Source organism: Halococcus salifodinae DSM 8989 (assembly GCF_000336935.1).
In the GTDB taxonomy this organism is placed as follows: Archaea; Halobacteriota; Halobacteria; order Halobacteriales; family Halococcaceae; genus Halococcus; species Halococcus salifodinae.
Genome location: NZ_AOME01000051.1, coordinates 306115 through 331557, shown reverse-complemented (window position 1 = coordinate 331557; position 25443 = coordinate 306115). Strand labels below are relative to the sequence as shown.

Genomic DNA, 25443 nt, shown 5'->3' with positions numbered 1-25443 from the left:
GACGTCGTGGTTTCGGGCGCGACATTTCGACTCAGCTCCCCCCGACGTGCTGCTGAATCTCTTCGACGATCTCCGGGTTGCGGAGCGTGTTCGTGTTGCCCAGTTCCTCGCCGTTGGCGATGTCCTCCAACAGCCGGCGCATGATCTTCCCCGAACGGGTCTTCGGGAGTTCGGGGGTGAAAACGACCGCCTCGGGACGCGCAATGGGGCCGATCCCGTCTTCCACACCGGCGATAATCCCATCCCGCATCCCGTCGTCGCCCGCGTAGCCGTCCTCGGTGATGACGTAGGCGTAGACGGCCTCGCCTTTCACCTCGTGGTCGCCGCCGACGACCGCAGCCTCGGCGACGCCCTCGACGCCGACGATCGCGCTCTCGATTTCCATCGTCCCGAGGCGATGACCGGAGACGTTGATGACGTCATCGACGCGACCGAGGACGGTGAGATAGCCGTCGTCATCGATTTTCGCCCCGTCTTCGGGGAAGTAGACCCAATCGTCGGGGTCCTCGGAGTCCGTATCGGAGTACTCCGCCCAGTACTCCTCGATGAAGCGCTCGTCGTTTCGGTACAGCGTTCGTAACATCCCGGGCCACGGTTTCTGGATGGTGAGATAGCCCGCCTGCCCGGCTGCGACCGTCTCGCCGGCGGCATCGACGATATCGGCATCGACCCCTGGCAGCGGCGGGCCGGCCGAACCGGGTTTCATGTTCCCGACGCCCGGCAACGTCGTCACCATCATCCCGCCGGTCTCGGTCTGCCACCACGTATCGACGACCGGGCACGACTCGCTCCCGATGTGTCTGTAGTACCATTTCCACGCGCGCGGGTTGATCGGCTCGCCGACGGTGCCGAGCAGCCGGAGGCTCGATAAGTCGTGGCGAGCGGGGTACTCCTCGCCCCACTTCATGAACGACCGGATCGCCGTCGGTGCCGTATAGAGCTGGGTGACGTCGTACTCGTCGACGATCTCCCAGAGTCGGTCCTTGTCGGGGTAGTCAGGTGTCCCCTCGTACATCACCGTGGTCGTTCCTGAACTCAGCGGCCCGTAGACGATGTAGGAGTGGCCAGTGATCCAGCCGATGTCGGCCGAACACCAGTAGGTGTCCTCGGGTTTCACGTCGAGCACCGCGTGACTCGTCCACGCCACCCACGAGAGATAGCCTCCGGTGGTGTGTTTGACGCCTTTCGGCTCGCCGGTCGTCCCCGAGGTGTACATCAGGAACAGCATGTCCTCGGCGTCGCGGGCGACCGGTTCGACCTCGCTTTCGGCATGGTCCGCAACCAGCGCGTCGTAGTCGTGGTCCGTCTCCCGCATCGGGTGGTCGTACTCGTCGCCGAGACGATCGACGACGACGCCCGTCACGTCGTGACCGACGCCCGCCACTCCTTCGTCGGCTTTCGGCTTGTGTTCGAGGGCCTCTCCGCGGCGGTAGTAGCCGTCACAGGTCACCAGCACCGAGGAATCGGCGCTTTCCATCCGAGTCGCCAGCGCGTTGGCGGAAAAGCCGGCGAAGACGACCGAATGGGGTGCGCCGAGTCGGGCGCACGCGAGCATGGCGATCGGTAGCTCCGGCACCATCGGCATGTAGAGGGTGACGACGTCGTCCGCCTCGACACCCTGCTCGCGGAGAGCCGCCGCGAACTCGTTGACCTCGCGGTGGAGGTCACGGTAGGTGTAGGTGCGCGTCTCGCCGAGTTCGCCGATCCACTCGATGGCGGTCTCGTCACCGCGCTCGTCGAGATGGCGGTCGAGACAGTTCGCGGATGCGTTGAGTTCGCCGCCGGTGAACCACTCGTAAAACGGCGGGTTCGAGTCGTCCAAGACCTGCTCGTACGCCGTGGACCAATCGAGAAGGGCCGCGGCGTGTTCCCAACACCCCGGCCAATCCTCCGCGAATTCGTCGTAGATCGACGGATCGGACACGTTTGCCTGTTCGACGAACGATCCCGGCGGCTCGAACTCGTCCTGTTCGGCCAGCCGAGCTTCCAGTTCGATGTCTTGCTCCGACATTGACGAGTCCCCCTCCCGATGGATCCATCATAAAGAAAGCTGCTAATTATTCCAACGACCTCGTTGCTACCACCGTTTCCGGGTGATTCGTGGGTTTGGGGACCGCTACCGTGAGCTGAGTCGACAAATCGAACGGTAGTATCTCACACGGGTACCGTTCTCGTGACAACGACCATCCTAGATGCTTAGGTTCGAGTGTCCACGGCTGCATCGTGGCCTCGTGCTACACGCCGTCGTCGAAGAACGAACGAAGCAGTTTCTGCTGGGCGATGCGAAGGTGATGGTGGAGCGTCGGCGACGAGACGTCGAGTGAGTCGGCCAGTTCCTCGGCTGTCGAATCACGCGGCCACTCGAAGTAGCCACCGAAGTAGGCCGATCGAAGCGCCGCAGTCTGTCGCTCGGTGAGCTCGTCGGCCAGCGTCTCGCGAAATCGGATGTCGGTCGTGGCCTCGGGTTCGGTTTCCCGTTTCGCCGTCAGGTGGACCGTGGAAAACGCGTCGGTCACGGTCTCGACGATGTGTCGAACGTTTGCATCGGTCGATACCTCCCCGACCAGTCGTCCACCTTGCGAACTGATCTCGTAGGAGCGAATCTGACCACCGGCCTTCGCGAGCGTCTGGATCGGAGAACGCTGGAGCATGAGTTCGAGCAGCAGGCCCGTCTCGTCGTCGCTGACGAATCGAACGTCGCCCACCGCATCGGTAGCGCTCGCGCGCTCGAAGACCGCATCCGGCGTGACCGTTCGGGTCGTGACGTAACAGAGCACCCCCTCGTCGGCGGGGACGATGCCGACGAGTTCGAACTCACAGTCGAGTGTGGCCGCGGTTTCGGGCAGGAACGCCGCTTCGCGCCCGATATCGAACGTCAGCTCGGTCACTGTATCGGCGAGCAACAGCCGCCGATGTTCGAGCACGGCGAGCGCGTGGCCGACCTGTGCACCGAGTGCGCCGAGTAAGTCACGCTCGATAGCGTTGACGTCCTCTCGAAACGTTCCGATCCCGAGCAGGCCACGGGTCATCTCCCCGACGAGTGGAACGGCGAGTAGCGTGGTGTCCCCGACATCTACGGCGCGGACGCCCTGCTCTCCGACCACGTCGGTGACGAGGTCGCTCCGGTCGGCAAGCGTTCGATCGACACTCTCGGCTGTGGTACCGGCGTGTGCCCGAACCGCGAGCCCGTCGCCAGTCGTCTCCGCGATCCAGGCGAAGCGATAGCCGTCCGTCTCGGCCAGTCGATCACAGACCATCTCGTAGATATCCGCTGCGCTACTGTCGACCGCGAGTGTCTCCCCCACATCGGCTGCGACCCGTGCTGCTCGCCGGAGCCAGACGGGCAGGCCGTCGGCTGTCGGTGTGTCCCCCTCCGCGAGAGCCGTCGCGACCGCTTCACGATCCGGGGCCGGGAGGTAGGGTTCCAGCGCAGCAACCCGTTCGTAGGCGGTCACTGCGAGGACGATTCGTGTATCGACTCCATCGTGAAACAGTTGACGGGCGTGAGCGGCCCGGAGGTCCCGCGTCGAGACGTCCCGGAATCGGTCGTCATCGGTCGCATCAGCGGCTCGCGTGCCGCTCTCGCTGACCAACATCTGGATGCGACGCTCCGAGACATCCACGAGTGGGTCGGTGTCGTCGACCGACTCGGCGTACTTCTGTATCGAATGGGCCACCGCTGCCGGAACGAATGCCTCGCGGTCTCCAACGTCGAGCAGCCGTGTTGTACCTGTCTGGCGAACATCAGCGGGACTGACGGCAACCACTTCACTCGGCTGGAGCCCGACCTCCCCACACAGTCGGACAACGAGGTCGCCACGGTGGGTCCGGGTCGCCCGACGAAGACGCTCGTAGCCACCCGCACAGAGGAACTCGGCTAGCCCATCCATCCTGTTTCGTCTCTATTTGGAGAAGCGAAATAGGTGCTGCGGTCGCTACGCCCGCTCGCCGCTGTTGGCTTCCGAGTGGCTCTCCAAAACTGTATGGATGCTTCGGAATGAGCTATCCATCCGAAATTCCATCGTCATTCGAGCGGAGCTCGCCGACGACTTCGGGGTTGCGGAGCGCGCTGAGGTCGCCGTAGTCCTCATCGTTGGCGACGGATTCCAACAGCCGGCGCATGATCTTCCCCGAACGGGTCTTCGGGAGCTCTGGCGTGAAGATGACCCGTTCGGGACTGGCCATTGGTCCGATCGCCTCCTCGACGGCGGCGATGACCGCCTCGTGGAGTGCATCGTCGGCAGCCTGCTGTGTCGCCGGGTTGACGTAGGCGTACACCGCCGTCTCCCGCGTCGAGTGATCGACGCCGACGACTGCGGCCTCGGCGACGCCCTCGACGCTGACGACGGCGCTCTCTATCTCCGCGATCCCGATTCGCTGGTTGGCAACGGTGATCGCGTCGTCCCGCCGACCGAGAACACGAATATACCCGTCATCGTCGGCGACCGCCTCGTCGCCCGCGATGTACCGCCACTCGCCGTCCGCAGCGGCACTCGCCCCCCAGTCAGTCGCCGCCGCAAGCTCGCGGGGCATTCCCGGCCACGGCGTCCGGATCGCGAGCATGCCCCGCTCGCCGGCCGGCTGCTCGCTGCCGTCCGGGCCGACGACGGCAACGTCGATACCCGGCAGCGGCGGGCCGGCAGAGCCTGGTTTCATCGCGTCGACACCGGGCAGCGTCGAGACGAGGATGGCCCCCGTTTCGGTCTGCCACCACGTATCGACGACCGGGCACGACTCGCCCCCGACGTGGGTGTAGTACCACTTCCACGCTCGCGGGTCGATGGGTTTGCCGACGGTGCCGAGTAGCCGGAGGCTCGATAAGTCGTGGCGAGCGGGGTACTCCTCGCCCCACTTCATGAACGACCGGATCGCCGTCGGTGCCGTATAGAGGACGTCGACAGCGTTGCGTTCGATGATCGAGAAGAGCCGATCTTTCCGGAGGTGATCGGCGGTGCCTTCGTAGAGCATGGTCGTCGTTCCTAAACTCAGCGGCCCGTAGACGATGTAGGAGTGGCCGGTGATCCAACCGATATCGGCCGTACACCAGTAGGTGTCCGTGGACGTGATATCGAGCACGTTGCGTGCGGTCCACGCGACGTGAGCGAGATAGCCACCGGTGGTGTGCGTGACGGACTTCGGCTCTCCGGTCGTCCCGGAGGTGTAGATCAAAAACAACGTCTCCGTCGAGTCGCGGGCGACCGGTTCGACCTCACACCCAGCGTTGGCAGCGAGCAACTGACTGTACTCGTACTGGTTGGCTCCGAGTTGGGCGTCTCCGAGTCGTTCGACGATGACAGTGGCTTCGAGATCGTGGTCGATGGCCAATCGAGCGTTGTCCGCACGGCGCTTCTGGTTGACCGCGTCACCGCGTCGGTAGTACCCATCACAGGTCACGAGAAAGCACGAATCGGCACGCTCCATCCGTGTCGCCAGCGCATCGGCCGAAAAACCCGCGGAAACGACGTTGTGCGGTGCACCGAGGCGCGCACAGGCGAGCATCCCCACCACCAGTTCGGGGACCACCGGCAGATAGAGCGTGACGACGTCGCCTGCCCCGACACCGCGCTCACGGAGGGCCGCTGCGAACTCGTTAACCTCGCGATGAAGGTCGAGGTAGGTGTAGGTGCGCGTCTCGCCGAGCTGCCCCTCCCAGCGGATCGCGAGACGATTTTTCCGCTCGTCGAGATGGCGGTCGAGACACTCGTGACTGGCGTTGAGCGTGCCACCACCGAACCATTCGAACGGCGGTGTTTCGTCGTCGAGAACCGCGTCGTACGATTCGAACCAATCGAGGAGATCGCCGGCGGCGTCCCACGCTTCGGGCCACTCGTCGCTGAAGCGCTCACGGGGGTCACTCGTCAGCGTGGCCCGTTTGCGGAACGTGGGTGGTGGGTCAATCGCGTCGTCGGCGTCCATTGATTCGAGTGTCAGGCGACCCACGACTAAAGTTGTGGGTCTTCCACATACCGCGCCAGCCACCGTACTGTTCCTGGTGAGCGATCGATACGGTGGCGGTCACTGCCCGTCTTTTCCGCCGACGCCAACAAATCGCCAATCGTCGGTGTGGCTGCTCCAACTGTTTCGAGCGGTGCTACTGACGGATATGCGACCGGGGAACTGCTAGATTGAGGCTGAACTGAGCGGAGTTCTTCGAGCATGGTTCCACTTGCCTCGAAGAACTCCGCTCAGCTCAGCCACCCTCAATTTTCACACTAACCTGATTGGCCGTCCAGTCAGGTACTGATCACTCTCTCGACTAGTGGATGGTTATCGAGCGCTTGATTCGATCTGACTCGACGAGAATCTTTTTCACCCGGATCGGCGATGATCGGCGTGTGCCATACGAAGTAGCCCTTCTCCCGGGAGACGGCATCGGCCCGGCGGTCGTCGATGCTGCGCTGCCGGTGTTCGAGGCGGTCGCGGATCGACATGGTTTCACCCTCGAAACGACAGTATTCGACTGGGGCAGCGAACGCTATCACAGCAAGGGAACGATGATGCCCGATGACGGACTCGATCAGTTGGAGGGCTATGACGCCATCCTGTTAGGTGCTGTGGGCGACCCGTCCGTACCCGATCACGTGACGCTCAATGGGCTGTTGATTCCGATCCGGAAGGGGTTCGAACAGTACGTCTGTAAGCGTCCAGCCACTCTCTTTGCTGGCATCGAATCACCCATTCAGAACCATACCGATGACATCGATTTCGTCGTCTACCGCGAGAACACCGAAGGAGAGTACTCCGATATTGGCGGTCGCGAACACCGTGGAACGGATGCCGAACTCGCCGTTCAGAGTGCGGTGTTCACGCGTACAGGTACCGAACGTATCGTCCGACAGGCGTTCGAGGCGGCGACCGCACGTGAGGGAAAACTCACCAGCGTCACGAAATCGAACGCACAGGCCCACGGAATGGTTTTCTGGGACGATATTGTCAATGAGGTCCACGAGGAGTTTCCGGAAGTCGAGGTCGAGCGCCTTCTCGTTGATGCTGCCAGCATGGACCTCATTCGTCGTCCCGAGGCGTTCGACGTGCTCGTCGCTTCGAACCTTTTCGGGGACATCCTCACCGACATCGGAGCTGTCGTCTCCGGCGGAATGGGTCTCGCACCCTCGGGAAATATCAACCCGACAATGGAGTACCCGTCGATGTTCGAACCAGTACACGGAAGCGCACCGGATATCGTTGGACAGGAAATCGCCAACCCGATCGCGACGGTACGTTCGGGAGCGATGCTGTTCGAACATCTCGGCGAGAGCAGCGCTGCGGAGACACTACGAACGGTCGTTGAGAACCATCTTGCGGACGCTGCGGCCCCGCGAACGCCGGACCTCGGCGGGGCGGCATCGACCACCGACGTTACCGAAGCACTCGAAGAGCGGATAGAATAGGGGTAACGCTCAGTCGTCGTTGACCTCCGGTCGCGTGCCGGAATCGGTTTGCTTGCTCGAACGACTCGTGCCGAACAGCACCGTCTCCTCCTGGAGGAGGATGTTACCGGACTGTTCTCGGAACGAGCGCGCCAGTCCGATGACGGCGATGACACCGACGATGGCGAACGGTCCCCCGGTGATGATGGCCGCCGACTGGAGCGCATCGACCCCGCCGATGATCATCAGGATCGAGGCGACCGCACCGAGCATCGCTCCCCAGAACGCGCGGATTATCGTCGAGGGGTGTTCCTTCCCGCCCGTGGTCATCATCGCGACCGCGAGCGTCGAGGAGTCGGCCGACGTGACGAAAAACGTCGTCACGAGGACGACGAAGCCGATGAGCAACAACGAGCCGAGCGGCAACGCACCGTACAGGACGTAGCCCGAGACGGCTTCGCTGTACTGATTTATCGGTCCGAGTAGGTTCGCGCCGCCGGTGTTCTGGAGCCAGACACCGGTACTGCCGAGGATGAGAAACCACGGAACCGTCGCCATCGCGGTCGCGCCGATACCGGTGAAGGCGACCTCACGCACGGAGCGTCCGCGCGAGATGCGTGCGATGAACAGACCCGCAAAGGGCGACCACGCCAGCGGCCACGCCCAGTAAAAGACCGTCCACGCGTTCACCCACGAGCCGTTGTTGGCGACGTCGATGAACAGACTCATCGCGACGAAATCCGAGACGAACCCGCCGAGCGCGTCGGTACTTGTCTGCAGAATAAAGAAGGTTGGGCCGACGATGAGCGTCGCAACCATCAACACGAAAAAGAGCACCATGTTGAAGTTCGAGAGCCGGCGAATCCCCTTATCCACCCCGAGCACCAGCGAGAGGGTGAACAGAACCGTCATGCCGGTGATGACGCCGAACGTTCCGATGTTGCCCATCTGGATGCCCCACTGGAATTCGAGACCCGTGAGGAACTGGCTGCCGATGAACCCAAGTGAGGTGGCCACCCCGCCGAGGGTGGCGAACACCGCGAGGATGTCGATGGCCTTCGCCCAGTAGCTGTCCTTGATGTTGTCGGCCCCAATAAATGGTGTGAGCACCGACGAAACGCGCAGCGGCGCGTCGTAGTTGTAGACGTAGTAGCCGATGCCCAGCCCCATCACGGTGAAACACGCCCACTGAGTGAGCCCCCAGTGGAAGACCGCGTACTGTACTGCAATCGGCATCGCAGCCGTTGATTCGGCGGCCACCCCGCCGTAGAGCGGGGGCACGTTCGCATAGTGGATGAGCGCTTCGGCCGGACCCCAGAAGACGATTCCCGCCGCAAGCCCCGCCGAGTACATCATTGTGAAGTACGAAAAGAAGCTGAACTCCGGCGACTCGTCACCGAATCGGAGACTTCCCCACGGGCCGAGAATCAGGAAAAACAGGAACAGCAGGAAAAACAGCATGATGACGAGGAACGCCCAGTTGAAGTGCGCGAGAACGAACTGGTTGGCCCCCGAAACGACCGTCGCGGCCGTCTCCGGAGCCAGCGCGAACACGGCGACGAACAGCAGCGTGATGCCCGCACCGAAGGCGAAGATCACTGGCTCTACCTCGTCGCGAAACTCCTCAATGGGCCCCATATCGGAGCTGCTCACGGCGCATCACACTCCGTTTCAGACCTCTCGGTTTCGGGACAGTGCCCCCAGCGATTCCTTGATCGCGGGGTCATCCCGGTTCGGGGCGGTCGGTCGCCCGAGGATCCGTGTGAGTCGGGCCAGCGCCGAACGCTCGTTTCGATACCACCGCCGAACGGCCATGTGCCTGTGTACCGTGTCATCTGGGTACCTCTACCACTTCATCGGGAAAGACCCTGTTAAACCTTACGGGATTTCGTACCCGGTGTAAACGCTTCGTGTTAATGAAGCGGCCCGCACGGTCCTCCGGTATCGGAAACCATCGTCGGCGGCGCTATAGAGGCTCCCTGAGATACTCGTCAATTCCTGTTCGCAATCGCTATCATTGCCTACTCAGAGTGACTTCACCGTCGCGTTGCTGGATGCATCGAAGGGAGACTCCGTGAATCAGTGCTAGCCTCGATGGGGGAGGAGACCGGCCGACTACGATCGCAGGCTTACGAGTCGCCGAGATACGCGATGGCGTCCATCTCGATGCCGACGTCGTCCGGCAGGCGGGACACCTCGACACAGACGCGAGCGGGCGGCGTTGCGGCAAACCGGGCCCTATAGGCGTCGTTCATCGCGTCGTAGTCGTTGAGATCGGTGAGATAGACCGTCGTTTTCACGATGTCGGCGAGCGAACCACCCGCGGCCGCGACGGTGCGATCGACGTTTTCGAGAACCTGTTCGGTCTGTGCTCCAACATCACCTGCAACCGCCTCGCTGGTCGCGGGGTCAACCGGGCCGTAGCCCGAGACGTAAAGCGTGTCGCCGGCGCGGACGGCCTGCGAGTAGGGGTTATCATTTCGCGGCGCGTCGTCGGTGGTGATTCGTTCGGTCATCGCGGGATCTCAGGCGGTTGGCTGTTCGGCTGTCGTCACCTGCTCGATGGCATCAGCGACGACATCAAGTGCGGTGTCGGCGAGGTCATGGGTGAGGACCAGCGGCGGCAGGAGCCGCAACACGTTTCCATGACGTCCGGCAGTCCAGACGAGGACACCGTGCTCGTAGCAGTACTGCTGAATCGAATCGACGATAGCTGAATCCGGATCCCCGTTGTCATCCACGAACTCCGCGCCGATGAACAGTCCCCTTCCGCGAACTTCGCCGAGATGGCTGTTGCCGTCGGCGACATCCTTCAGACGTGCGCGGATGTCCGCACCGAGGTCGCGCGCATGGGCGAGTAGGTCGTGTTGTTGGATGTATTCGATGGCACGGCTGCCGGCTCGCATCGCCACGACGTGGCCGCGATAGGTGCCAGCGTGGTCGCCCGCCTCCCACGTATCGAGTTCCTCGCGGTAAATGGTCGCAGAAAGCGGGAAACCGACGCCGCCGAGAGCCTTCGCCGTGGTCATGATATCGGGCGACACACCTTCGTGTTCGCCGGCCCACCACTGACCGGTACGCCCGAACCCGCTCTGAATCTCGTCGAATATCAATGGAACACCGTTGTCGTCAGCGATGTCACGCAGCCCTGAGAGGAAGCCTTCGGGGGGCGTGACGACACCGCCCTCGCCCTGAATCGGCTCGACGAAGATGCCCGCCGGGTTCGCAAGCCCGCTGTAGGGGTCCTCGACGATGGCCGTGACCTCTTCGATCGCGTGCGCGACCGCCTCTTCGGCAGACTTTCCCTGTTCGAACGGGTTCGGATAGGGCGCATGCACCACGTCCGAAAGCAGCGGCGTGTAGTGGCTCTTCGCGCCGGTGTTCGAAGTGAGGCTGAGCGCGCCGCTGGTCATGCCGTGGTAGGCTCCCCGAAAGGCGATGAGTCCGTCGCCGCCGGTGTTGTATTTGGCGAGTTTGATCGCCGCCTCGATGGCGTCGCTCCCGGTCGGTCCCCCAAACACGACGCGGTTGTTTCCTTGAAGATCGCCGGGTGCAATCGCGTCGAGCTTTTCGATGAGCTCGAGGCGCGCTTCGGTCGGGAAATCGACCGTGTGCACCAGTTTGTCAGCTTGTTCGTGAACCGCTTCTAGTACATAGGGATTGGCGTGACCGACGTTCAACACGCCGATGCCGCCGAACATGTCGATGAAGGTGTTGCCGTCGGCGTCGCGTACTGTCGCACCCTTGCCTTCCTCGAAGGCGATGGGGATATCCTCGGGATAGGCCACAGCGCTGCTATCGATGTTGCGTTGTTTTTCGAGCAACTTCTCCGATTCGGGACCAGGCACGTTCCCAACGCTCGGTGCATCGTCGAAGTGCAGGTCGTTGATGGGTGGACTATCGACCATGATAGAGGCCATGACGAACGGACGTAAATAGTTTATCCACAGATACCATTATACGTGTACACAGAAATTGTAATTCTCCGTGGCCATCACTGCCCCGTTTGTCATGAAATCTGTTTCCGACGTACACAAAATTTATGAGTGAATTCGCCGAAGACCGAGTGAGAGACTCATGCCCATGGATGTGTTCGAACAGTCGGAGTACGAGCGGCGTATCGAGCGGACGAAAGAACGGATGCTCGAGCGGGAACTGGACGCACTCGTGATAACTGACCCCTCGAACATGAACTACCTCGCGGGCTACGACGGCTGGTCGTTTTACGTCCCGCAAGCGGTCATCGTCACCCACGAACGCGATGAGCCGGTGTGGGTCGGTCGTGGAATGGACGCCAACGGCGCGCGGGCGACGACATGGCTCGCCGAGGAGAACATTCACTCGTACAGCGACGACCACGTCCACTCTCCGTATGACCTCCATCCGATGGACTACGTCGCCGGATTACTGGACGACCTCGATGCCGGCGACGGGACAATCGGAGTCGAGATGGATGCGTATTATTTCACCGCGAAGTCATACCAGCGCCTGCGCGAGAAGCTCCCCGAAGCGAGTTTCGAGGACACAACGCTGCTCGTCAACTGGATTCGCATCTACAAATCCGAGCAGGAATTGGAGTACATGCGACAGGCCGCGCGCATCGCCGAGAACGCGATGCAGGCCGGACTCGATGCCGTCGGCGAGGGCGTGCCCGAGTACGAGGTCGCCGAGACGATCTATTCGGCGCTTATCGATGGCACCGACGACTATGGCGGCGATTACCCCTCGATCGTCCCGCTGCTCCCCTCGGGTGACCACACCGGCACGCCGCATCTCACGTGGACCGACCGCCGCTTCGAGGACGGCGATCCGGTCATCATCGAGCTGTCCGGCTGTCGCCATCGCTATCACTCGCCGCTCGCGCGCACCACGTTCGTCGGCGACCCGCCTGAGAAGCTGACGAACACAGCAGAGGTTGTCATCGAGGGAATCGAGGCTGCGCTTGACGCCGCCGAACCGGGCGTCACCTGCGAGGAAGTCGAGCAAGCGTGGCGCGAGGTCATTCAGTCGTACGGCATCGAGAAGGAGGACCGCATCGGCTACTCGATGGGGCTTGGCTACCCGCCTGACTGGGGCGAACACACCGCGAGCCTCCGGCCCGGCGACGACACGGTGCTGGAGGAAGACATGACCTTCCACATGATTCCGGGCATCTGGCAGGACGACGTCGGCGTCGAGATCAGCGAAACCTTCCACGTGACCGCGACGGGTGCGGAGACGCTTGCCGAGTTTCCCCGAGAACTGTTCTCGACCTGATTGAAGACACCCTGATTCAGGGCACGCGGACTGCGTTTTCCAACTCCTCGCCTGTATCGAGCCGTTCGACGTTGCGCGCGACGATGCCGGCAAGGCGTTCCCAATGGCGTGGCGTGTGGCCACCAGTATGGGGCGTGATGAGGCAGTTTTCGAGCGTCCAGAGCGGATGGTCTTCAGGGAGGGGTTCGGGGTCGGTCACGTCGATCGCCGCACCACGGATGGCTTCCGACTGGAGAGCGCTCACGAGCGCGTCCGTATCGACGATGCCACCACGGGCGGCGTTGATGACCACTGCTGACGGCGAAAGCGTTGCGAGCGCGTCGCCGCCGACGAGTCCGCGCGTCGTCTCGGTCAGCGGGCAGGCGATGGCGAGGTAATCGGTCCGCGCGAGCGCGTCGTGGAACTCCTCGTCGTCGAACCCACACACCTCGTCGGTCGGGCCACCCTTTGCGGGCGTGTAGCGAACCCCGATAGTCTCTACCTCGAAGCCCTGCAGTCGCTGGGCGAGCGCCTCGCCGATGGCACCGAGACCGACGATGGTCACAGTGCTGTCGGTGAACTCGTGGGACTGGAAATGTCGCCATTCGCGATTTTGCTTTCGCCGCCAGCCTTCGTGGAGTCGCCGGGCGAACACCAGCATGTTTCCGATGGCCTGTTCGGCGATGCCAGGTGCATGAATGCCGCCGGCGTTCGTGACGGCGACGCCACGCTCTGTGAGCGCATCGACTGGCACGTGGTCGGTGCCGGCGAACGTACACGCGAATAGATCGAGGTTTTCGGCCGCGTCGAGGAGTCGTTCGTCGAGGTCGATACCGGTGACGACGCGCGCGTCCCGAATCGACTCGCGTTCCTCCGCCGGAGTTCGGGCGAGTTCGACGTTCGTATCGGGGAGTCGCTCACGGAGTTGCTCGGCGTACGCTGCCATCGACAGTCCTTCCGTTCCCTCACGGAGCACGAGGATGTCGGTATCGGTGGGCATGGTCGCATCCCTCGACCGACGCCGACTTATCGCTTTTGCGTGACAGCCTCAACAGTAATCGTGTACTATTATGATGATGGAGCAGTATTATCCGGTATGACAGCAGCGATTTCCAGCCGACTCACGGACATTCGTCGACGCCTGCACCGATTTCCCGAGCCAGCGTGGCGGGAGTTTCGCACGACGGCCACGCTCGTCGAGGAACTGCGGACCATCGGCGTCGACGAACTCGCCGTCGGTTCCGATGCCTACGATCCCGACGACCGCATGGCCGTTCCGAGCGAATCCGAACTCGCTCCGTGGTACAGCCGCGCCCGTGAGGCCGGCGTTGACGAAGAACTGCTCACGCGGATGGACGGCGGCAACACCGGCGTCGTCGCCGTGCTCGAACAGGGGGCGGGACCCTCGATCGGTCTCCGCGTCGATATCGACGGGCTATTTATCGAGGAGTCAACCGAAAGCGGCCATCACCCACAGGCGGAGGGGTTTCGCTCGGAGACAGGTGAAACGATGCACTCGTGTGGACACGACGGCCACATGACCATCGGTCTCGGCGTGCTCGAAGCCATCAAAGAGAGCGATTTCTCGGGGACGCTTACCGTGTTCTTCCAGCCAGCAGAGGAAGAATCGGGCGGCGGCAATCCGATGGCCCAGAGCCGCTTCGCCGACGGGCTAGACTATCTCTTTGCTGTCCACCTCGGTCTCGACCATCCTTCCGGTGAGGTCGTCGCGGGCATCGAAAAACCCCTCGCGATGTGCCACCTCACCGCCGAGTTCATCGGTACGTCCGCCCACGCCGGCAAGGAGCCTCAGCAGGGCGACAACGCGATACAGGCGATGGCGACCGCCATCCAGAACATCTACGGGATTCCACGCCATCGCGACGGAATGACGCGGGTCAATGTCGGCAGAGCCGACGCCGGCAGCGCGAGCAACGTCATCGCCGAACGGGCGAAGATATGGGGCGAGGTGCGCGGCGAGACGACGCCGCTGCGCGAGTATATGAAGACGGAGTTCGAGCGTACCCTCTATGCGGCAGCCGAGACCCACGACTGTGATGTGGATTTCAACATCGTCAGCGAATCGCCCAGAGCCGACAGCGACGAGGAACTTGCGGACATCGTCTACGAGGTCGCCGACGGCATAGAGAGCGTCGATTCGCCGGTCCGTCGTGCGGCCTTCGGCGCGAGCGAGGACGCGACCTTCCTGATGGAACGCGTTCAGGAAGAGGGTGGACTGGCGACGTATCTCATCGTCGGCACCGACCACCCGACGAGCCACCACACGCCCACCTTCGACATCGACGAGCGGAGCCTCGAAACCGGCATTGACGTGCTGACCGATTCGATTCTTGCGACGGCCGATGAGCGGGTCTGAGCGCGCCGCCGAGGTCGTGACGCTTGCCGACATCGAGGCGGCCCACGAGCGCATCGCCGACGTCGTCCACCGCACGCCGCTCGACACCTCGCGGACGTTTGCGGGGATGAGCGGCGCTGGATCGGTCGGCCTCAAACTGGAGACGATGCAGCGCACCGGCTCGTTCAAGATCCGTGGGGCGTACAACCGTCTCTCACAGCTCTCGATGGCCGAGCGAGCGAACGGCGTCGTCGCGTCGAGCGCGGGCAATCACGCCCAAGGCGTGGCGCTCGCCGGACAACTGCTCGACATCGACACCACCATTGTCGTCCCGGAGATAACGCCTGCGGCGAAAATCGACGCGACGCGAGGCTATGGAGCGGAGGTCATTGTCGAGGGCGACTGCTACGAACAATCGTACGAACACGCGCTCGATATCGCCGACGAGGAGAACAGGGAGTTCGTCCATCCCTTCAATGACGGGGCCATCATCGCCGGGCAGGGGACTGTCGGACTCGAACTCAGAGAGCAGTTTCCCGACCTCGATACGGTCCTCGTCGCCATCGGCGGCGGTGGCCTGATTTCGGGCATCGCAACCGCACTCAAGGCGCACGACCCCGAAATCCGCGTCATCGGTGTGCAGCCCGAGGGCGCGGCCCACGCCAAGCCGTCGCTCGAACGGGGCGAGATCCACCGACTTTCGACGGTCGATACCGTTGCCGAAGGCATCGCCGACGCACGACTACTGGAGAAGACCTTCGCCGTCGTCCGTGAGCGCGTCGATGACGTGGTGTCGGTCTCCGACGACGAACTGAGCGCCGCGGTGGCGCTGATTGCCGAGCGCGCGAAAATCGTCGTCGAGGCCGCAGGCGCAGCCCCGGTTGCAGCGCTTCTCGCCGACGAAATCGATGTCGAGGACGAAAGCGTCGCCGCACTTCTCTCCGGCGGCAACGTAAATCCCAGTGAGCACGCCGAACTCGTCCGCACCGGGTTGATGGAACGCAGTCGATATGCGACCGTGCGCCTCGAAATCCACAACTGGCCGGCGGACATCGCCGCGGTCGTCGACGCAATCGAGGAGCACGGGGCCGAACTCGACGAACTGGCGCGCGCACGCCGCACCCACGAGGACAAGCCGAATCGCACGCCCGTCGAGCTCGCCGTCGCGGGCAGCGGTCGAGATCACCTCGAAGCGGTCGTCGGTAGACTCGACGACATCGAGGAGTCAACGGTACGTTACTGCTCCCTGGCTGAGTAGTGTCGAACGCGCTCAGGCGGCGTCGATAGCGTCGTTGAGGATCGCCGTTCCGAGATCGATTTCACGCTCGGTGACGTCGAGCGGCGGCAGCAGACGGAGGGTTTTCGCGCCACAGCCCAGCGTCAACATGCCACGGTCGAGCGCCTCTTTCACGACCCTATCCCGGCGCGAGCCGGTGTCGAACTCGACGGCAAGCATCAGGCCCTTCCCGCGCACGTCGACGATTTTTTCGGTGGTGTGCTCGGGCAGCGTCGCCGTGGCCTGCTGGCCGCGCGCGACGGCGTTGGCCATGAGGTCGTATTCGTCGATGGCTTCGAGGGTGAACAGTCCCTGCATCGACGCGAGGATGTCGCCACCACCGAACGTCGACCCCAGACGGTTCTCTTCGTCGGGAAACATATCGTGTCGTGCGACCGTCGCGCCGACGCGGAGCGCCTTCGCCGCCGCGATGATGTCGGGTTCGATGGGGTAGTGATCTGACGCCCACATTTTTCCCGTGCGCCCGACGCCCGACTGGATTTCGTCGACGATGAGCGGGATATCGTACGTCTCACAGACGTCACCGATTTCCGCCATGAAGGCGTCGCTCGGGAAACGGTAGCCCCCGACACCCTGAATCGGTTCGAGAATCACGAACGCGATCTCCGCAGGGTCGATGTGACCACCCTCGGGCGCGAGCGTGTTCCGGAACACCGAGCCAGTGCCCGTAAAGAAGCCACAGCTGCAGGTCTCGGCCGCACAGTCACACTTCTCACAGAACGGAATCGTCTTGATGCCGGCCAGTTCAGGATAGTGGCGCGTGTACACCGGCTTCGCGTTTGTCGCTGAAAGCGTACCGAGCGTTCGCCCGTGGAAGCTGCCCGAAAAGCTATAGCCGTATTTGGCCGCCGGACGATTATTGTGCGCGATTTTCATCGCATTTTCGACGGCTTCCGCGCCCGAATTCGAGAGAAAGACGGTATCAAGTCCGTACTGAGTGGAGCACTCGGCGAGTGTTGCCATCAGATGGCTCGATGAAGGGAAACGCGCGTCCGCGGGGTCTTTGCCCGCCCCGAAGTAGAGGTCCTGTCCGGCGATTTTCAGTGGATCCACGAGGTCGAACTTTCGAAGCTTGCCGAGTATCTTCTCGTTGTTGTATCCGAGCGGTGCGGCACCGATGTGACAGGTGAAATCGAGGAGGACATTACCATCGACGTCGGTGACGAACGGCCCGTCGGCCTCACGAGTGATGTCCCAGACGAAATCGTGTGAGTGTTCGCTGGGCGCGGCGTGTTCGCGACTATGTTCGACCCACCGACGCGCCGCCGCCCCCGGAATCGCCGTCGCATCTGGCTTCGCGTTCTCTCGATCCATATACAAAATACGTGTACGCCATAGTCCAAAATCGTTGCGGTTGTGCGGGTGGTCCCGAGCGGTCGGGGGCCAAGTAGTAGCTACACTGTCTGACACCGGTTCGTGAGGACATGGATAGCGTTTCAGTATAAAATGCAATCATCCAACAGGAGTTCGGCACCGGGCACCCCAGTCCAACAGTGTATTCTCCCCCTGCGGAACGCTTAATGGCTGTGATACACGCTATCTGTGTATGAACGACGACAGCGAAAGCGACGCGTCCGAGCGGCTCGCCTACTCGGCCGACCGAAAGCGTGGTATCCTCACACCAAGCGACCGGGAGTTTCTCCTCAAACGAAAGACCGACTATACCGAACACTCAAAAAAGCAGAAGCGAAACCGAATCCGTCGTCGTTTGCGGAACGCGCTGCTCGATTTCACCATCCTGTTCGCACATCTCGAAGAGCGCGACCGCGAGACCGTCTTCGACCCCAACGACGACGCGCGCGAAGCCTACACGCAGGGCATCACCGATCTGCTTGGCTTCCTCCATCTGGGGACTATGGGCTATCACGTGCCCTTCAAGGACATGCTCAGTCAGGGCGTGAGCCGCGCCGAACAGGAACTCTCCGGGTCTGACTACCGGATGGTCAACGTCGAGTTCAACGTCGAGCCGGTCGGCCAGATCGACGTCGACGAAGTCATCGACAAGCTCGATGCGGGCGCACTCGACGACATCACCGACGAGGAACTGCGGGCGTTCATGCGCCTGCTCGCCGACTCCGAGGAGTTCTCCGCGACGGAGCTACGAACGGGGATGAAAGAGCAGATGCTGGAGTTCATCGAGGAAGTGAACGACGCTACCGAGCAGTACGACCAGCGCATCGAGAATCTCAGCGACTGAAACGGTCGATATCCCCACACGACGACGTATCCGATACCGTGGCTGGATTCGTTGCTGTTTGCATCGAACCGAGCGGTTGAGAACTACCAAAACGTTAATGGCGTATACGAATAGTGATTACGTCATGGAGACGATCAACCCGGCCACCGGCGAAGTCGTCGAGTCCTACGAGGAGGACAGCGCGAGCGACGTCGGTAGCGCGCTTGAGCGTGCCGAGGACACCTTCGCGGAGTGGCGCGAGGTGCCCATCCGCGAGCGCGAACAGCTCATCGAAGCCGCTGGCGATGTGCTCCGAGAGAACGAGCGCGAGTACGCCGAGCTCATGACCGAAGAGATGGGAAAACCCATCTCACAGGCACTCGCCGAGGTGCAGAAATGCCAGTGGCTCTGTGACCACTACGCCAAACACACCAGTGAGTATCTCGAAGCCGAAACCCATCCGAGTCCGCCCGGCACCACCGTGAAAACCGTTTACGATCCGATGGGACCTGTACTGGCAGTGATGCCGTGGAACTTCCCGTTCTGGCAAGCGATGCGCTTTGCGGTTCCATACTTGGCTGCGGGCAACGTCGGCCTGCTCAAACACGCCTCAAACGTTCCCGGTAGTGCGCTGGCAATCGAAGAAATCTTCGAAGAAGCCGGATTCCCCGACGGCGCGTTCCAGACCTTGCTGGTCGGCTCGGAGAAGATCGACGATGTGCTCGCCGACGAACGGGTGCGTGCGGCGACGCTCACAGGAAGCGGTCCGGCCGGCCGCGCCGTCGCCTCCACGGCGGGGGAGAATCTCAAGAAAACAGTCCTCGAACTCGGAGGAAGCGATCCGTTCGTGGTGCTCGACGACGCCGACATCGACGCGGCCGCCGAGACCGGAGCGTGGGCGCGCAACCAAAACGGCGGCCAGTCCTGCATAGCCGCCAAACGCTTCATCGTCCACGAAGACGTCTATGACGACTTTCTCGACCGATTCGTCGAGGAGTGCGAAGCGCTCACCGTCGGCGATCCGATGGATGAGGATACCGACATCGGTCCGCAGGCCCAATCCCACCTGATGGAAGAACTCCACGAGCAAGTTGAGCAAAGTGTGGACGCTGGCGCAAACGTCGTCATCGGCGGCGAACCGCTCGACCGTGACGGGCCATTCTATCCACCGACCATCCTCACTGATATTCCACAGGGTTGTCCGGCTGACACAGAGGAACTGTTCGGACCGGTCGCGTCCGTGTTTTCGGTCGCGGACGAGGATGCGGCCATCGAGACAGCAAACGATACGCAGTTCGGACTCGGAGCGAGTATCTGGACTGAAGATCGCGATCGAGGTCAGTGTGTTGCTCGCCGTATCGATGCCGGCTGCACGTACATTAACCAGCTCACGAAATCCGACCCACGGGTTCCCTTCGGTGGGGTGAAAAGCTCTGGATACGGTCGTGAACTCTCAGAAGCCGGTATCAAGGAGTTTGTCAATCGTAAGACTGTGTGGACTGAGTAAACGCTTTAAGCACGACTGAAACCGACCTCGTTGGAACCAGAACTGGTTCAGATACTGAAGTAGACGAACCGGAATCAGCGCTGGCGACCGCTCGTCGTCAACTGAAACGAGCGGCTCCTCACGTCGATGTTGACACGGGTATTGTTGAGCGGCTCAAACATCCAACCAGGATCCAGCGTGTTTCCATCCCGCTACGTCGTGATGACGGATCTCTGGAAGTGTTCTCTGGATTTCGTGCCCAGCATGACGATGTCCGTGGACCCTACAAGGGCGGCATCCGCTTCCATTCGGCGGTGGGAAAGGCGGTATCGCTGTCGATCCGAAAACTCACTCAGAAGGTGAAACCGAGCGTCTCACTCGTCGTTTCGCTGAGGAACGTCGAGACATCGTCGGTCCCAAACAGGACGTTCCGGCACCAGATATGGGGACTGCGCCGCAAACGATGGCGTGGTTCATGGATGCGTACTCGATGCAGTAAGGTGAGACGACGCCGGGTGTGGTTACCGGAAAGCCTCCCGTTATCGGCGGCTCGCACGGTCGTGAGGGAGCCCCCGGCCGCTCAGTTGCTCTCATTACGCGTGAAGCCATAAACTACTACGATCGAGATATCGCAGAAACCACTGTCGCTGTCCAGGCTTCATCAACAGTCGCGGCGTTGCTTCTCGCTCCACAACATCCACGTGTATTTCGTCCAAACAACCGTCGAGGTCAGTGGATTTCCGCATGGATCACTGAAATCACACCGTGCCGCACTGTTCAGCCGTATCTGAACACTACCGTCGGGTGGGCCGTTAGTGCTCACGGACGGTGCGTGACCTGCTCGACTCACTCTCCATCGATCTCTCCCGTCGTCCCCGTTTCGTCGGTCGTTTCCTCTTCGCCAGTCGTCTCCTCCTCGTCAGTCGATTCCTCGTCTTCGGCTTCGTCGGTATCATCGCGCTCCGTGGTCGTGGCCGCCTCCCCACTCCGTTCGCTACTCGTCGATGACAGTGGCGACGTAGTGGTTTGACTCGCTGTCACCGTGTTCGTCGTCGCCGTGGTCGTTGCCGTCGCTGCTGACGTCGTGGTTGTCGACGAGGCGGTTGTCGTTGCGGTCGGCGTACTCGTCGTCTGACTCGCTGTGGCCGTTTCCGTAGCGCTCGGTGTACCTGTATCCGTCGGTGTGTCGGTATCCTCGGTCTCCGATGTCGCCGTAGCCGTCTGCGTTGGTGTTGGTGTCGCTGTCGGCGTCGGGGTTTCCGTCGGCGTCGGGGTTTCCGTCGGCGTCGGGGTTTCCGTTGCCGTTGGTGTCTCGGTCGCTGTCAGTGTGTCGGTAGTCGTCGACGAGGCTGTCGCCGGGGTGTCGCTGGGTGTTGGCGTCGCGGTTGGTGACGGCGTGGGTGCGGTCGTTTGGGTCGCTGTCGGTGTTGCTGTTGGCGTCGGTGACGGCGTGGGTGTCGGTGTAGCGGTGGCGGTCGGCGTCGGTGTGGTCGTCGCCGTCGAGGATGCGGTGGCTGTGGCGGTCGCCGTATCGGTAGGTGTCGGCGTGTCGGTGGATGTCGGTGTGGCAGTTGCCGTTGCTGTCGCAATCGATGTCGTCTGTGAGGGCGTGGACGATGCGGTGACTGTCGGCGTTGGCGACGGTGTCTGCGACGGTCGTTCCGTCGTGGTTGGTCCCGGTGTCGTGGTGGTTTCGTTCGTGGACCGTGCCGTTGGTTCCGTCGTCACGGCCGGCGTGGTCGTGGCGTTCGCGCCGTCGACGATCGGACCAGCTGCGGCCGGGTCGGTTTCACTCCCGCCGGGATCGTCGAGCACGCTCGTGAGGAGAAACCCGACGCTTGCGAGGAGAACGACGATCACGAGGACACCGACCGCGGGTGCCAGCCACCGCTCGATGGCGGACAGGTCGTCCTGATCGAGCAGCTCCGATTCTGGGCCCGGTTCGATCACTTGAAGGACGTACGTCGCTCGACCTTATCTGCCTTGTCGTGGCGTACGAAGGCCCGATCGCTGGAAACAGCTCTCGGTGCACCTCTCGATCGATGGTTCCCGTCGTTCGGTTTTCCCCCAACCGAAACGGTTTGTAAGTGGTCCGTGAACACCGGTCGTGCTCTCTGACATCGAGCGCTACCTCAACGTCCGCAGCGCATCGACCGGGTCGTTCGCGCCCTCGGGTGACCTCGCTTTCCTGCTCGACACCACCGGCACGCCCCAGATCTGGACCCTTCCCGAATCCGGCGGCTGGCCCGACCAGCGAACGTTCGCCGACGAGCGCGTCACCTTTGGGTCGTTTTCGCCGACACGCGACGAACTGATCTTCGGGCGGGACGAGGGCGGTAACGAGCGCGTCCAGCTCTCTCGACTCGATCCCGACGGCTCGGTGACGCCGCTCACCGACCGTCCCGCAGCCAAACACCGATGGGGCGGCTGGAGCCACGACGGCGACCGGTTTGCGTTCACCGCCAACCGGCGCGACGAGTCGGTGTTCGACGTCTACACCCAGGCACGCGACGCGACGGGCGACAACGCCGAACTCGTCCACGAGGGCGACGGCTGGCTCACCGTCGCCGGCTTCGGCCCCGACGACGATCGCCTCGTCGTGAGCGAGGCGCATTCGAGCTTCGATCAGGACCTCTCCGTACTCGATCTCGATACTGGAGCACTCGAACACGTCACGCCCCACGAGGACGACGTGCGCTTCATGGGTGTCGAATGGGGGCCCGACGGCGACGCGCTCTACTGCCTGACCGACCGCGACAGCGACACCCTCTCGCTCGCACGGCTCGATCTCAGTAGCCTGGAAATCGAACCGATCGTCGACGATCCGGAGTGGAACGTCGATCGATTCGTGCTCGACGGAGACACCGGCCGGCTGGTCTACGGGCGCAACGTCGACGGTTATACCGATCTCACGGTCGGGCGACTCACGGACGAGACGACGATCGAGACGTTTCCGACGCCCGATCTCCCCGACGGCCTCGCGGGCGCGATCGAGTTCGACGACGACGCCGAGCGCTTCGCGATCACGGTGACGGGTCCGTGCGAGAACGCGAACGTCCACGTCGTCGACATCGCGTCCGGCGAAAGCGACCGCTGGACGCACGCCTCGACCGCCGGCCTCGCCGAGGATCGGTTTCACGACTCGGAGCTCGTGCAGTTCGAGAGCTTCGACGGCCGGGAGATTCCGGCGTTTTTCTCGCTGCCCACCGATCCCGCTGCGGGCGACACACCGGTCGTCGTCGACATCCACGGCGGCCCCGAGAGCCAGCGCCGGCCACGATTCAGCCCCGTCACCCAGTACCTCCTCGATCAGGGGTACGCGGTCTTCGAGCCGAACGTCCGGGGCTCGTCGGGCTACGGGACGGCGTACACCCACCTCGACGACGTCGAAAAGCGGATGGACTCGGTCGCCGACATCGAGGCGGGCGTCGAGTGGCTCGCCGAGCTCTCACCCGTGGACCCCAACCGGATCGCAGTGATGGGTGGCTCCTACGGCGGGTTCATGACGCTCGCGGCGCTCACCGAGTATCCCGATCTGTTCGCCGCCGGGGTCGACATCGTGGGGATCGCGAACTTCGTCACCTTCCTCGAAAACACCGGTTCGTGGCGGCGCGAACTCCGTGAGGCCGAGTACGGGTCGCTGGAGGAGGACCGCGATCTCCTCGAATCCATCAGCCCGATCCACCGCGCCGACCGGATCGACGCGCCGCTGTTCGTGCTCCACGGCGAGAACGACCCGCGCGTTCCGGTCGGCGAGGCAGAACAGATCGCCGAGCGCGTCCGCGAGCAGGGTGTACCCGTCGAGAAACTCCTCTTCGAAGACGAGGGCCACGGAATCTCGAAGCGCGAGAATCGGATCGAGGCCTACACCGCCATCGCGGGATTCCTCGACGAGCACGTCTGACTCGCTCGCCCTGACCGTGATAGCCCCGATAGCCCCAATGGTCGCGGGCGATAGTGGTTTCATCGACATAAAATCATGTGAAACGAACGAAAACGTCAGAGCGATCTGACACCACCAGACGGGACGGCGATGAAAGATACGGCGGGTTTATTCCGCTGGCGGGAAATCGTCCGTAGTATGGATGCCGCCGGTCGTTCGGAGCAGTGGGTCGAAGATCAGCTCGGGAGGCTGACCGACGAGTACGACTCGTCGTCGGTCCACCAGACGAGCTGGGCGGTGCCGGCGGAGCGCTACGAGCGGATCGCGGGCGTCGCGGCCGACGAGCGCGCCGCGGCAGGGGTGCGCGTCACGAACGAGGACAGCGAGGTGCTTCTCGTTCAGGATCGGCGCGACGAATGGGCCGCCCCGCGGGGACGAGTCGAGCCCGACGAATCGCTCGAAACCGGAGCCATTCGGAACGTGCGCGAGGCGACCGGCGTCGAGTGTGCGATCGAGGACGTCGAACGGATCTCGATCGTGGGCGTCGGCGACGAGACCGACCGCGACCGCGACCGCTCCTCGATCTACTGCCTCGTGGTGCTGTTCGCCGGCTCGTGTGGCCCCGACGAACGCGTCGATCCCGCCGAGACGCCCGTGCGGTGGCGGCGGAGCCGGCCAACCGACGGCCTCGATCCCGGCGTGCTCGCGATCTGACCGCAAACGATTCGTTTTTTCCATAGCTGGACCGGCGGCGGGGGACGGCGAACCGACGGACAGATACATACTCGCGGGGCGCGAACCCCGAACCGATGCTTCGATCGGTCGCCGGGCTGCTCGCGTGGGTGGTCTCGGTCGTGTTGCGGCTCGCGTTCGTGGTCGTCATAATCGGCCTCGCCGCCGGATTCGCGTTCGGTGGGGGCGATCTCCCGACTTCGGTCGACGAGCTGAGCGAGGACGTGCGCGGGCTCGGCGACGCTGCCGCCGACAGTGTCGGCGAACTCGGTGGCGTCGGCGGCGTGAGCGGCGTCGAAAGTGGCGATGTCGCCGGCAACGCGAGCGTCCCACAGATCCCGGATTCGGACGCGAGCGAACTCAACGGAACGCGGGTCGAGTATCTCGTCCATCAGGAGGTCAACGAGGAGCGCGTCGAGCACAACCGTTCGAAACTCACGTTCGACACCGAACTCCGTCCGGTCGCCCGGTACCACAGCGCCGACATGGCGAACCGGAGCTACTTCGCCCACGTCGGTCCGGAGGGCGAGACGCTCGGCGATCGCTACGCGAAATTCAACTACCAGTGTCGCGTCCCCACGAGCGGGTTCAAGTACGCGACCGGCGGCGAGAACATCCTTTACACCTACTACGACGCACCTGTCAGGATGGACGACCGGTCGGTCAACTACGACACGCCCGAGGCGCTCGCCCAGGGGATCGTGAACGGCTGGATGAACTCCACGAGCCATCGGGAGAACCTCCTCAAGCCCTACTGGCGACAGGAGGCGATCGGCGTGTACGTCCAACAGACTGACGGCCGGACCCGGGTGTACGCCACCCAGAACTTCTGTTGAGTCACACGCCGCCATCGCCAGGCAGTTCGCGATTGTTCCAAGACGCCGCGAACTGCGAGTCGAGCAGCGGGG

The 25443-nt window shown here is 62.9% G+C and carries 19 protein-coding genes and 2 pseudogenes; 11 read left to right on the top strand and 10 right to left on the bottom strand.

Translation table 11 applies throughout. From position 1 onward, the window contains the following. Positions 1-31: 31 nt before the first annotated feature. From acs to C450_RS08810, 3 genes are all read right to left on the bottom strand, one after another. Positions 32-2011 carry an acetate--CoA ligase gene (acs, locus tag C450_RS08820; protein WP_005042760.1) on the bottom strand — a complete coding sequence of 660 codons (1980 nt, stop codon included), beginning with the start codon at positions 2009-2011 and terminating at the stop codon, positions 32-34. 223 nt (positions 2012-2234) lie between these two features. Then, on the bottom strand, positions 2235-3890 hold the full coding sequence (locus C450_RS08815) for a bacterio-opsin activator domain-containing protein (protein WP_005042759.1): 1656 nt from the start codon (positions 3888-3890) through the stop codon (positions 2235-2237). A gap of 112 nt (positions 3891-4002) precedes the next feature. After that, the gene (locus C450_RS08810) at positions 4003-5916 is read right to left on the bottom strand and encodes an acetate--CoA ligase (RefSeq protein WP_005042753.1); all 1914 of its coding nucleotides are present in this window, start codon (positions 5914-5916) and stop codon (positions 4003-4005) included. Between the two features lie 419 nt (positions 5917-6335). Here C450_RS08810 and C450_RS08805 point away from each other — a divergent pair, with 419 nt between their 5' ends. Then, positions 6336-7391: a tartrate dehydrogenase gene (locus C450_RS08805; RefSeq protein ID WP_049910017.1), complete on the top strand. Its 1056-nt coding sequence runs from the start codon at positions 6336-6338 to the stop codon at positions 7389-7391. Positions 7392-7400: 9 nt separating this feature from the next. Here C450_RS08805 and C450_RS08800 read toward each other — a convergent pair whose 3' ends face one another. From C450_RS08800 to C450_RS08790, 3 genes are all read right to left on the bottom strand, one after another. Further along, a complete protein-coding gene (locus C450_RS08800) occupies positions 7401-9008 on the bottom strand; it encodes a BCCT family transporter (RefSeq protein WP_049909987.1) in 1608 nt (535 codons plus the stop codon). Positions 9009-9499: 491 nt separating this feature from the next. Further along, the gene (locus tag C450_RS08795; RefSeq protein WP_005042749.1) at positions 9500-9886 is read right to left on the bottom strand and encodes a RidA family protein; all 387 of its coding nucleotides are present in this window, start codon (positions 9884-9886) and stop codon (positions 9500-9502) included. A gap of 9 nt (positions 9887-9895) precedes the next feature. Further along, positions 9896-11278 (bottom strand): aspartate aminotransferase family protein, encoded by a 1383-nt coding sequence (locus C450_RS08790; protein ID WP_005042747.1) that lies wholly within the window; start codon positions 11276-11278, stop codon positions 9896-9898. Between the two features lie 169 nt (positions 11279-11447). On the opposite strand from C450_RS08790, the gene C450_RS08785 reads away from it, so the two are divergent. Next, positions 11448-12626 carry a M24 family metallopeptidase gene (locus C450_RS08785; RefSeq protein WP_049909982.1) on the top strand — a complete coding sequence of 393 codons (1179 nt, stop codon included), beginning with the start codon at positions 11448-11450 and terminating at the stop codon, positions 12624-12626. Between the two features lie 16 nt (positions 12627-12642). Here C450_RS08785 and C450_RS08780 read toward each other — a convergent pair whose 3' ends face one another. Next, on the bottom strand, positions 12643-13605 hold the full coding sequence (locus C450_RS08780; RefSeq protein WP_005042743.1) for a D-2-hydroxyacid dehydrogenase: 963 nt from the start codon (positions 13603-13605) through the stop codon (positions 12643-12645). Between the two features lie 96 nt (positions 13606-13701). Here C450_RS08780 and C450_RS08775 point away from each other — a divergent pair, with 96 nt between their 5' ends. Together C450_RS08775 and ilvA are read left to right on the top strand one after the other, a co-directional pair. Continuing rightward, on the top strand, positions 13702-14982 hold the full coding sequence (locus tag C450_RS08775) for an amidohydrolase (protein ID WP_005042742.1): 1281 nt from the start codon (positions 13702-13704) through the stop codon (positions 14980-14982). Further along, positions 14969-16219 (top strand): threonine ammonia-lyase, encoded by a 1251-nt coding sequence (ilvA, locus tag C450_RS08770; RefSeq protein WP_005042740.1) that lies wholly within the window; start codon positions 14969-14971, stop codon positions 16217-16219. The genes C450_RS08775 and ilvA overlap by 14 nt, the downstream gene beginning before the upstream one ends. Before the next feature lie 12 nt (positions 16220-16231). On the opposite strand, the gene C450_RS08765 is transcribed toward ilvA, so the two are convergent. After that, positions 16232-17572, bottom strand: coding sequence for a class-III pyridoxal-phosphate-dependent aminotransferase (locus C450_RS08765; protein WP_005042737.1), 1341 nt, complete (start codon positions 17570-17572; stop codon positions 16232-16234). Positions 17573-17804: 232 nt separating this feature from the next. Between C450_RS08765 and C450_RS08760 the strand changes: the two genes are divergently transcribed. The 3 genes and pseudogenes from C450_RS08760 (at position 17805) to C450_RS23465 (ending at position 20419) form a co-directional block, all read left to right on the top strand. Next, a complete protein-coding gene (locus C450_RS08760) occupies positions 17805-18455 on the top strand; it encodes a hypothetical protein (RefSeq protein ID WP_005042734.1) in 651 nt (216 codons plus the stop codon). A gap of 124 nt (positions 18456-18579) precedes the next feature. Beyond that, complete coding sequence (locus tag C450_RS08755; protein ID WP_005042723.1) at positions 18580-19941, top strand: NAD-dependent succinate-semialdehyde dehydrogenase; 1362 nt, start codon at positions 18580-18582, stop codon at positions 19939-19941. A gap of 218 nt (positions 19942-20159) precedes the next feature. Then, positions 20160-20419, top strand: a pseudogene (locus C450_RS23465) (Glu/Leu/Phe/Val dehydrogenase dimerization domain-containing protein). 151 nt (positions 20420-20570) lie between these two features. On the opposite strand, the pseudogene C450_RS22890 reads toward C450_RS23465, so the two are convergent. Continuing rightward, positions 20571-20666 (bottom strand): annotated as a pseudogene (locus tag C450_RS22890) (IS6 family transposase); the annotation flags it as partial. Positions 20667-20766: 100 nt separating this feature from the next. After that, on the bottom strand, positions 20767-20961 hold the full coding sequence (locus C450_RS22885; RefSeq protein WP_049909980.1) for a hypothetical protein: 195 nt from the start codon (positions 20959-20961) through the stop codon (positions 20767-20769). A gap of 286 nt (positions 20962-21247) precedes the next feature. Between C450_RS22885 and C450_RS22565 the strand changes: the two genes are divergently transcribed. From C450_RS22565 to C450_RS08730, 4 genes are all read left to right on the top strand, one after another. Further along, positions 21248-21835: a hypothetical protein gene (locus C450_RS22565; RefSeq protein ID WP_193790510.1), complete on the top strand. Its 588-nt coding sequence runs from the start codon at positions 21248-21250 to the stop codon at positions 21833-21835. A 192-nt stretch (positions 21836-22027) separates the two neighbouring features. After that, complete coding sequence (locus C450_RS08740; protein ID WP_005042719.1) at positions 22028-23824, top strand: S9 family peptidase; 1797 nt, start codon at positions 22028-22030, stop codon at positions 23822-23824. Between the two features lie 177 nt (positions 23825-24001). Beyond that, a complete protein-coding gene (locus tag C450_RS08735) occupies positions 24002-24517 on the top strand; it encodes an NUDIX domain-containing protein (protein WP_005042717.1) in 516 nt (171 codons plus the stop codon). Positions 24518-24612: 95 nt separating this feature from the next. After that, on the top strand, positions 24613-25371 hold the full coding sequence (locus C450_RS08730) for a CAP domain-containing protein (protein ID WP_005042716.1): 759 nt from the start codon (positions 24613-24615) through the stop codon (positions 25369-25371). Positions 25372-25443 lie beyond the last annotated feature (72 nt).

What these genes read in the sequence shown, in the direction of transcription:
- acs (WP_005042760.1), bottom strand. Translation starts at nt 2,011, where the DNA reads ATGTCGGAGCAAGACATCGAACTGGAAGCTCGGCTGGCCGAACAGGAC.
- C450_RS08815 (WP_005042759.1), bottom strand. Translation starts at nt 3,890, where the DNA reads ATGGATGGGCTAGCCGAGTTCCTCTGTGCGGGTGGCTACGAGCGTCTT.
- C450_RS08810 (WP_005042753.1), bottom strand. Translation starts at nt 5,916, where the DNA reads ATGGACGCCGACGACGCGATTGACCCACCACCCACGTTCCGCAAACGG.
- C450_RS08800 (WP_049909987.1), bottom strand. Translation starts at nt 9,008, where the DNA reads ATGGGGCCCATTGAGGAGTTTCGCGACGAGGTAGAGCCAGTGATCTTC.
- C450_RS08795 (WP_005042749.1), bottom strand. Translation starts at nt 9,886, where the DNA reads ATGACCGAACGAATCACCACCGACGACGCGCCGCGAAATGATAACCCC.
- C450_RS08790 (WP_005042747.1), bottom strand. Translation starts at nt 11,278, where the DNA reads ATGGTCGATAGTCCACCCATCAACGACCTGCACTTCGACGATGCACCG.
- C450_RS08785 (WP_049909982.1), top strand. Translation starts at nt 11,448, where the DNA reads ATGCCCATGGATGTGTTCGAACAGTCGGAGTACGAGCGGCGTATCGAG.
- C450_RS08780 (WP_005042743.1), bottom strand. Translation starts at nt 13,605, where the DNA reads ATGCCCACCGATACCGACATCCTCGTGCTCCGTGAGGGAACGGAAGGA.
- C450_RS08775 (WP_005042742.1), top strand. Translation starts at nt 13,702, where the DNA reads ATGACAGCAGCGATTTCCAGCCGACTCACGGACATTCGTCGACGCCTG.
- ilvA (WP_005042740.1), top strand. Translation starts at nt 14,969, where the DNA reads ATGAGCGGGTCTGAGCGCGCCGCCGAGGTCGTGACGCTTGCCGACATC.
- C450_RS08765 (WP_005042737.1), bottom strand. Translation starts at nt 17,572, where the DNA reads ATGGATCGAGAGAACGCGAAGCCAGATGCGACGGCGATTCCGGGGGCG.
- C450_RS08760 (WP_005042734.1), top strand. Translation starts at nt 17,805, where the DNA reads ATGAACGACGACAGCGAAAGCGACGCGTCCGAGCGGCTCGCCTACTCG.
- C450_RS08755 (WP_005042723.1), top strand. Translation starts at nt 18,580, where the DNA reads ATGGAGACGATCAACCCGGCCACCGGCGAAGTCGTCGAGTCCTACGAG.
- C450_RS08735 (WP_005042717.1), top strand. Translation starts at nt 24,002, where the DNA reads ATGGATGCCGCCGGTCGTTCGGAGCAGTGGGTCGAAGATCAGCTCGGG.
- C450_RS08730 (WP_005042716.1), top strand. Translation starts at nt 24,613, where the DNA reads ATGCTTCGATCGGTCGCCGGGCTGCTCGCGTGGGTGGTCTCGGTCGTG.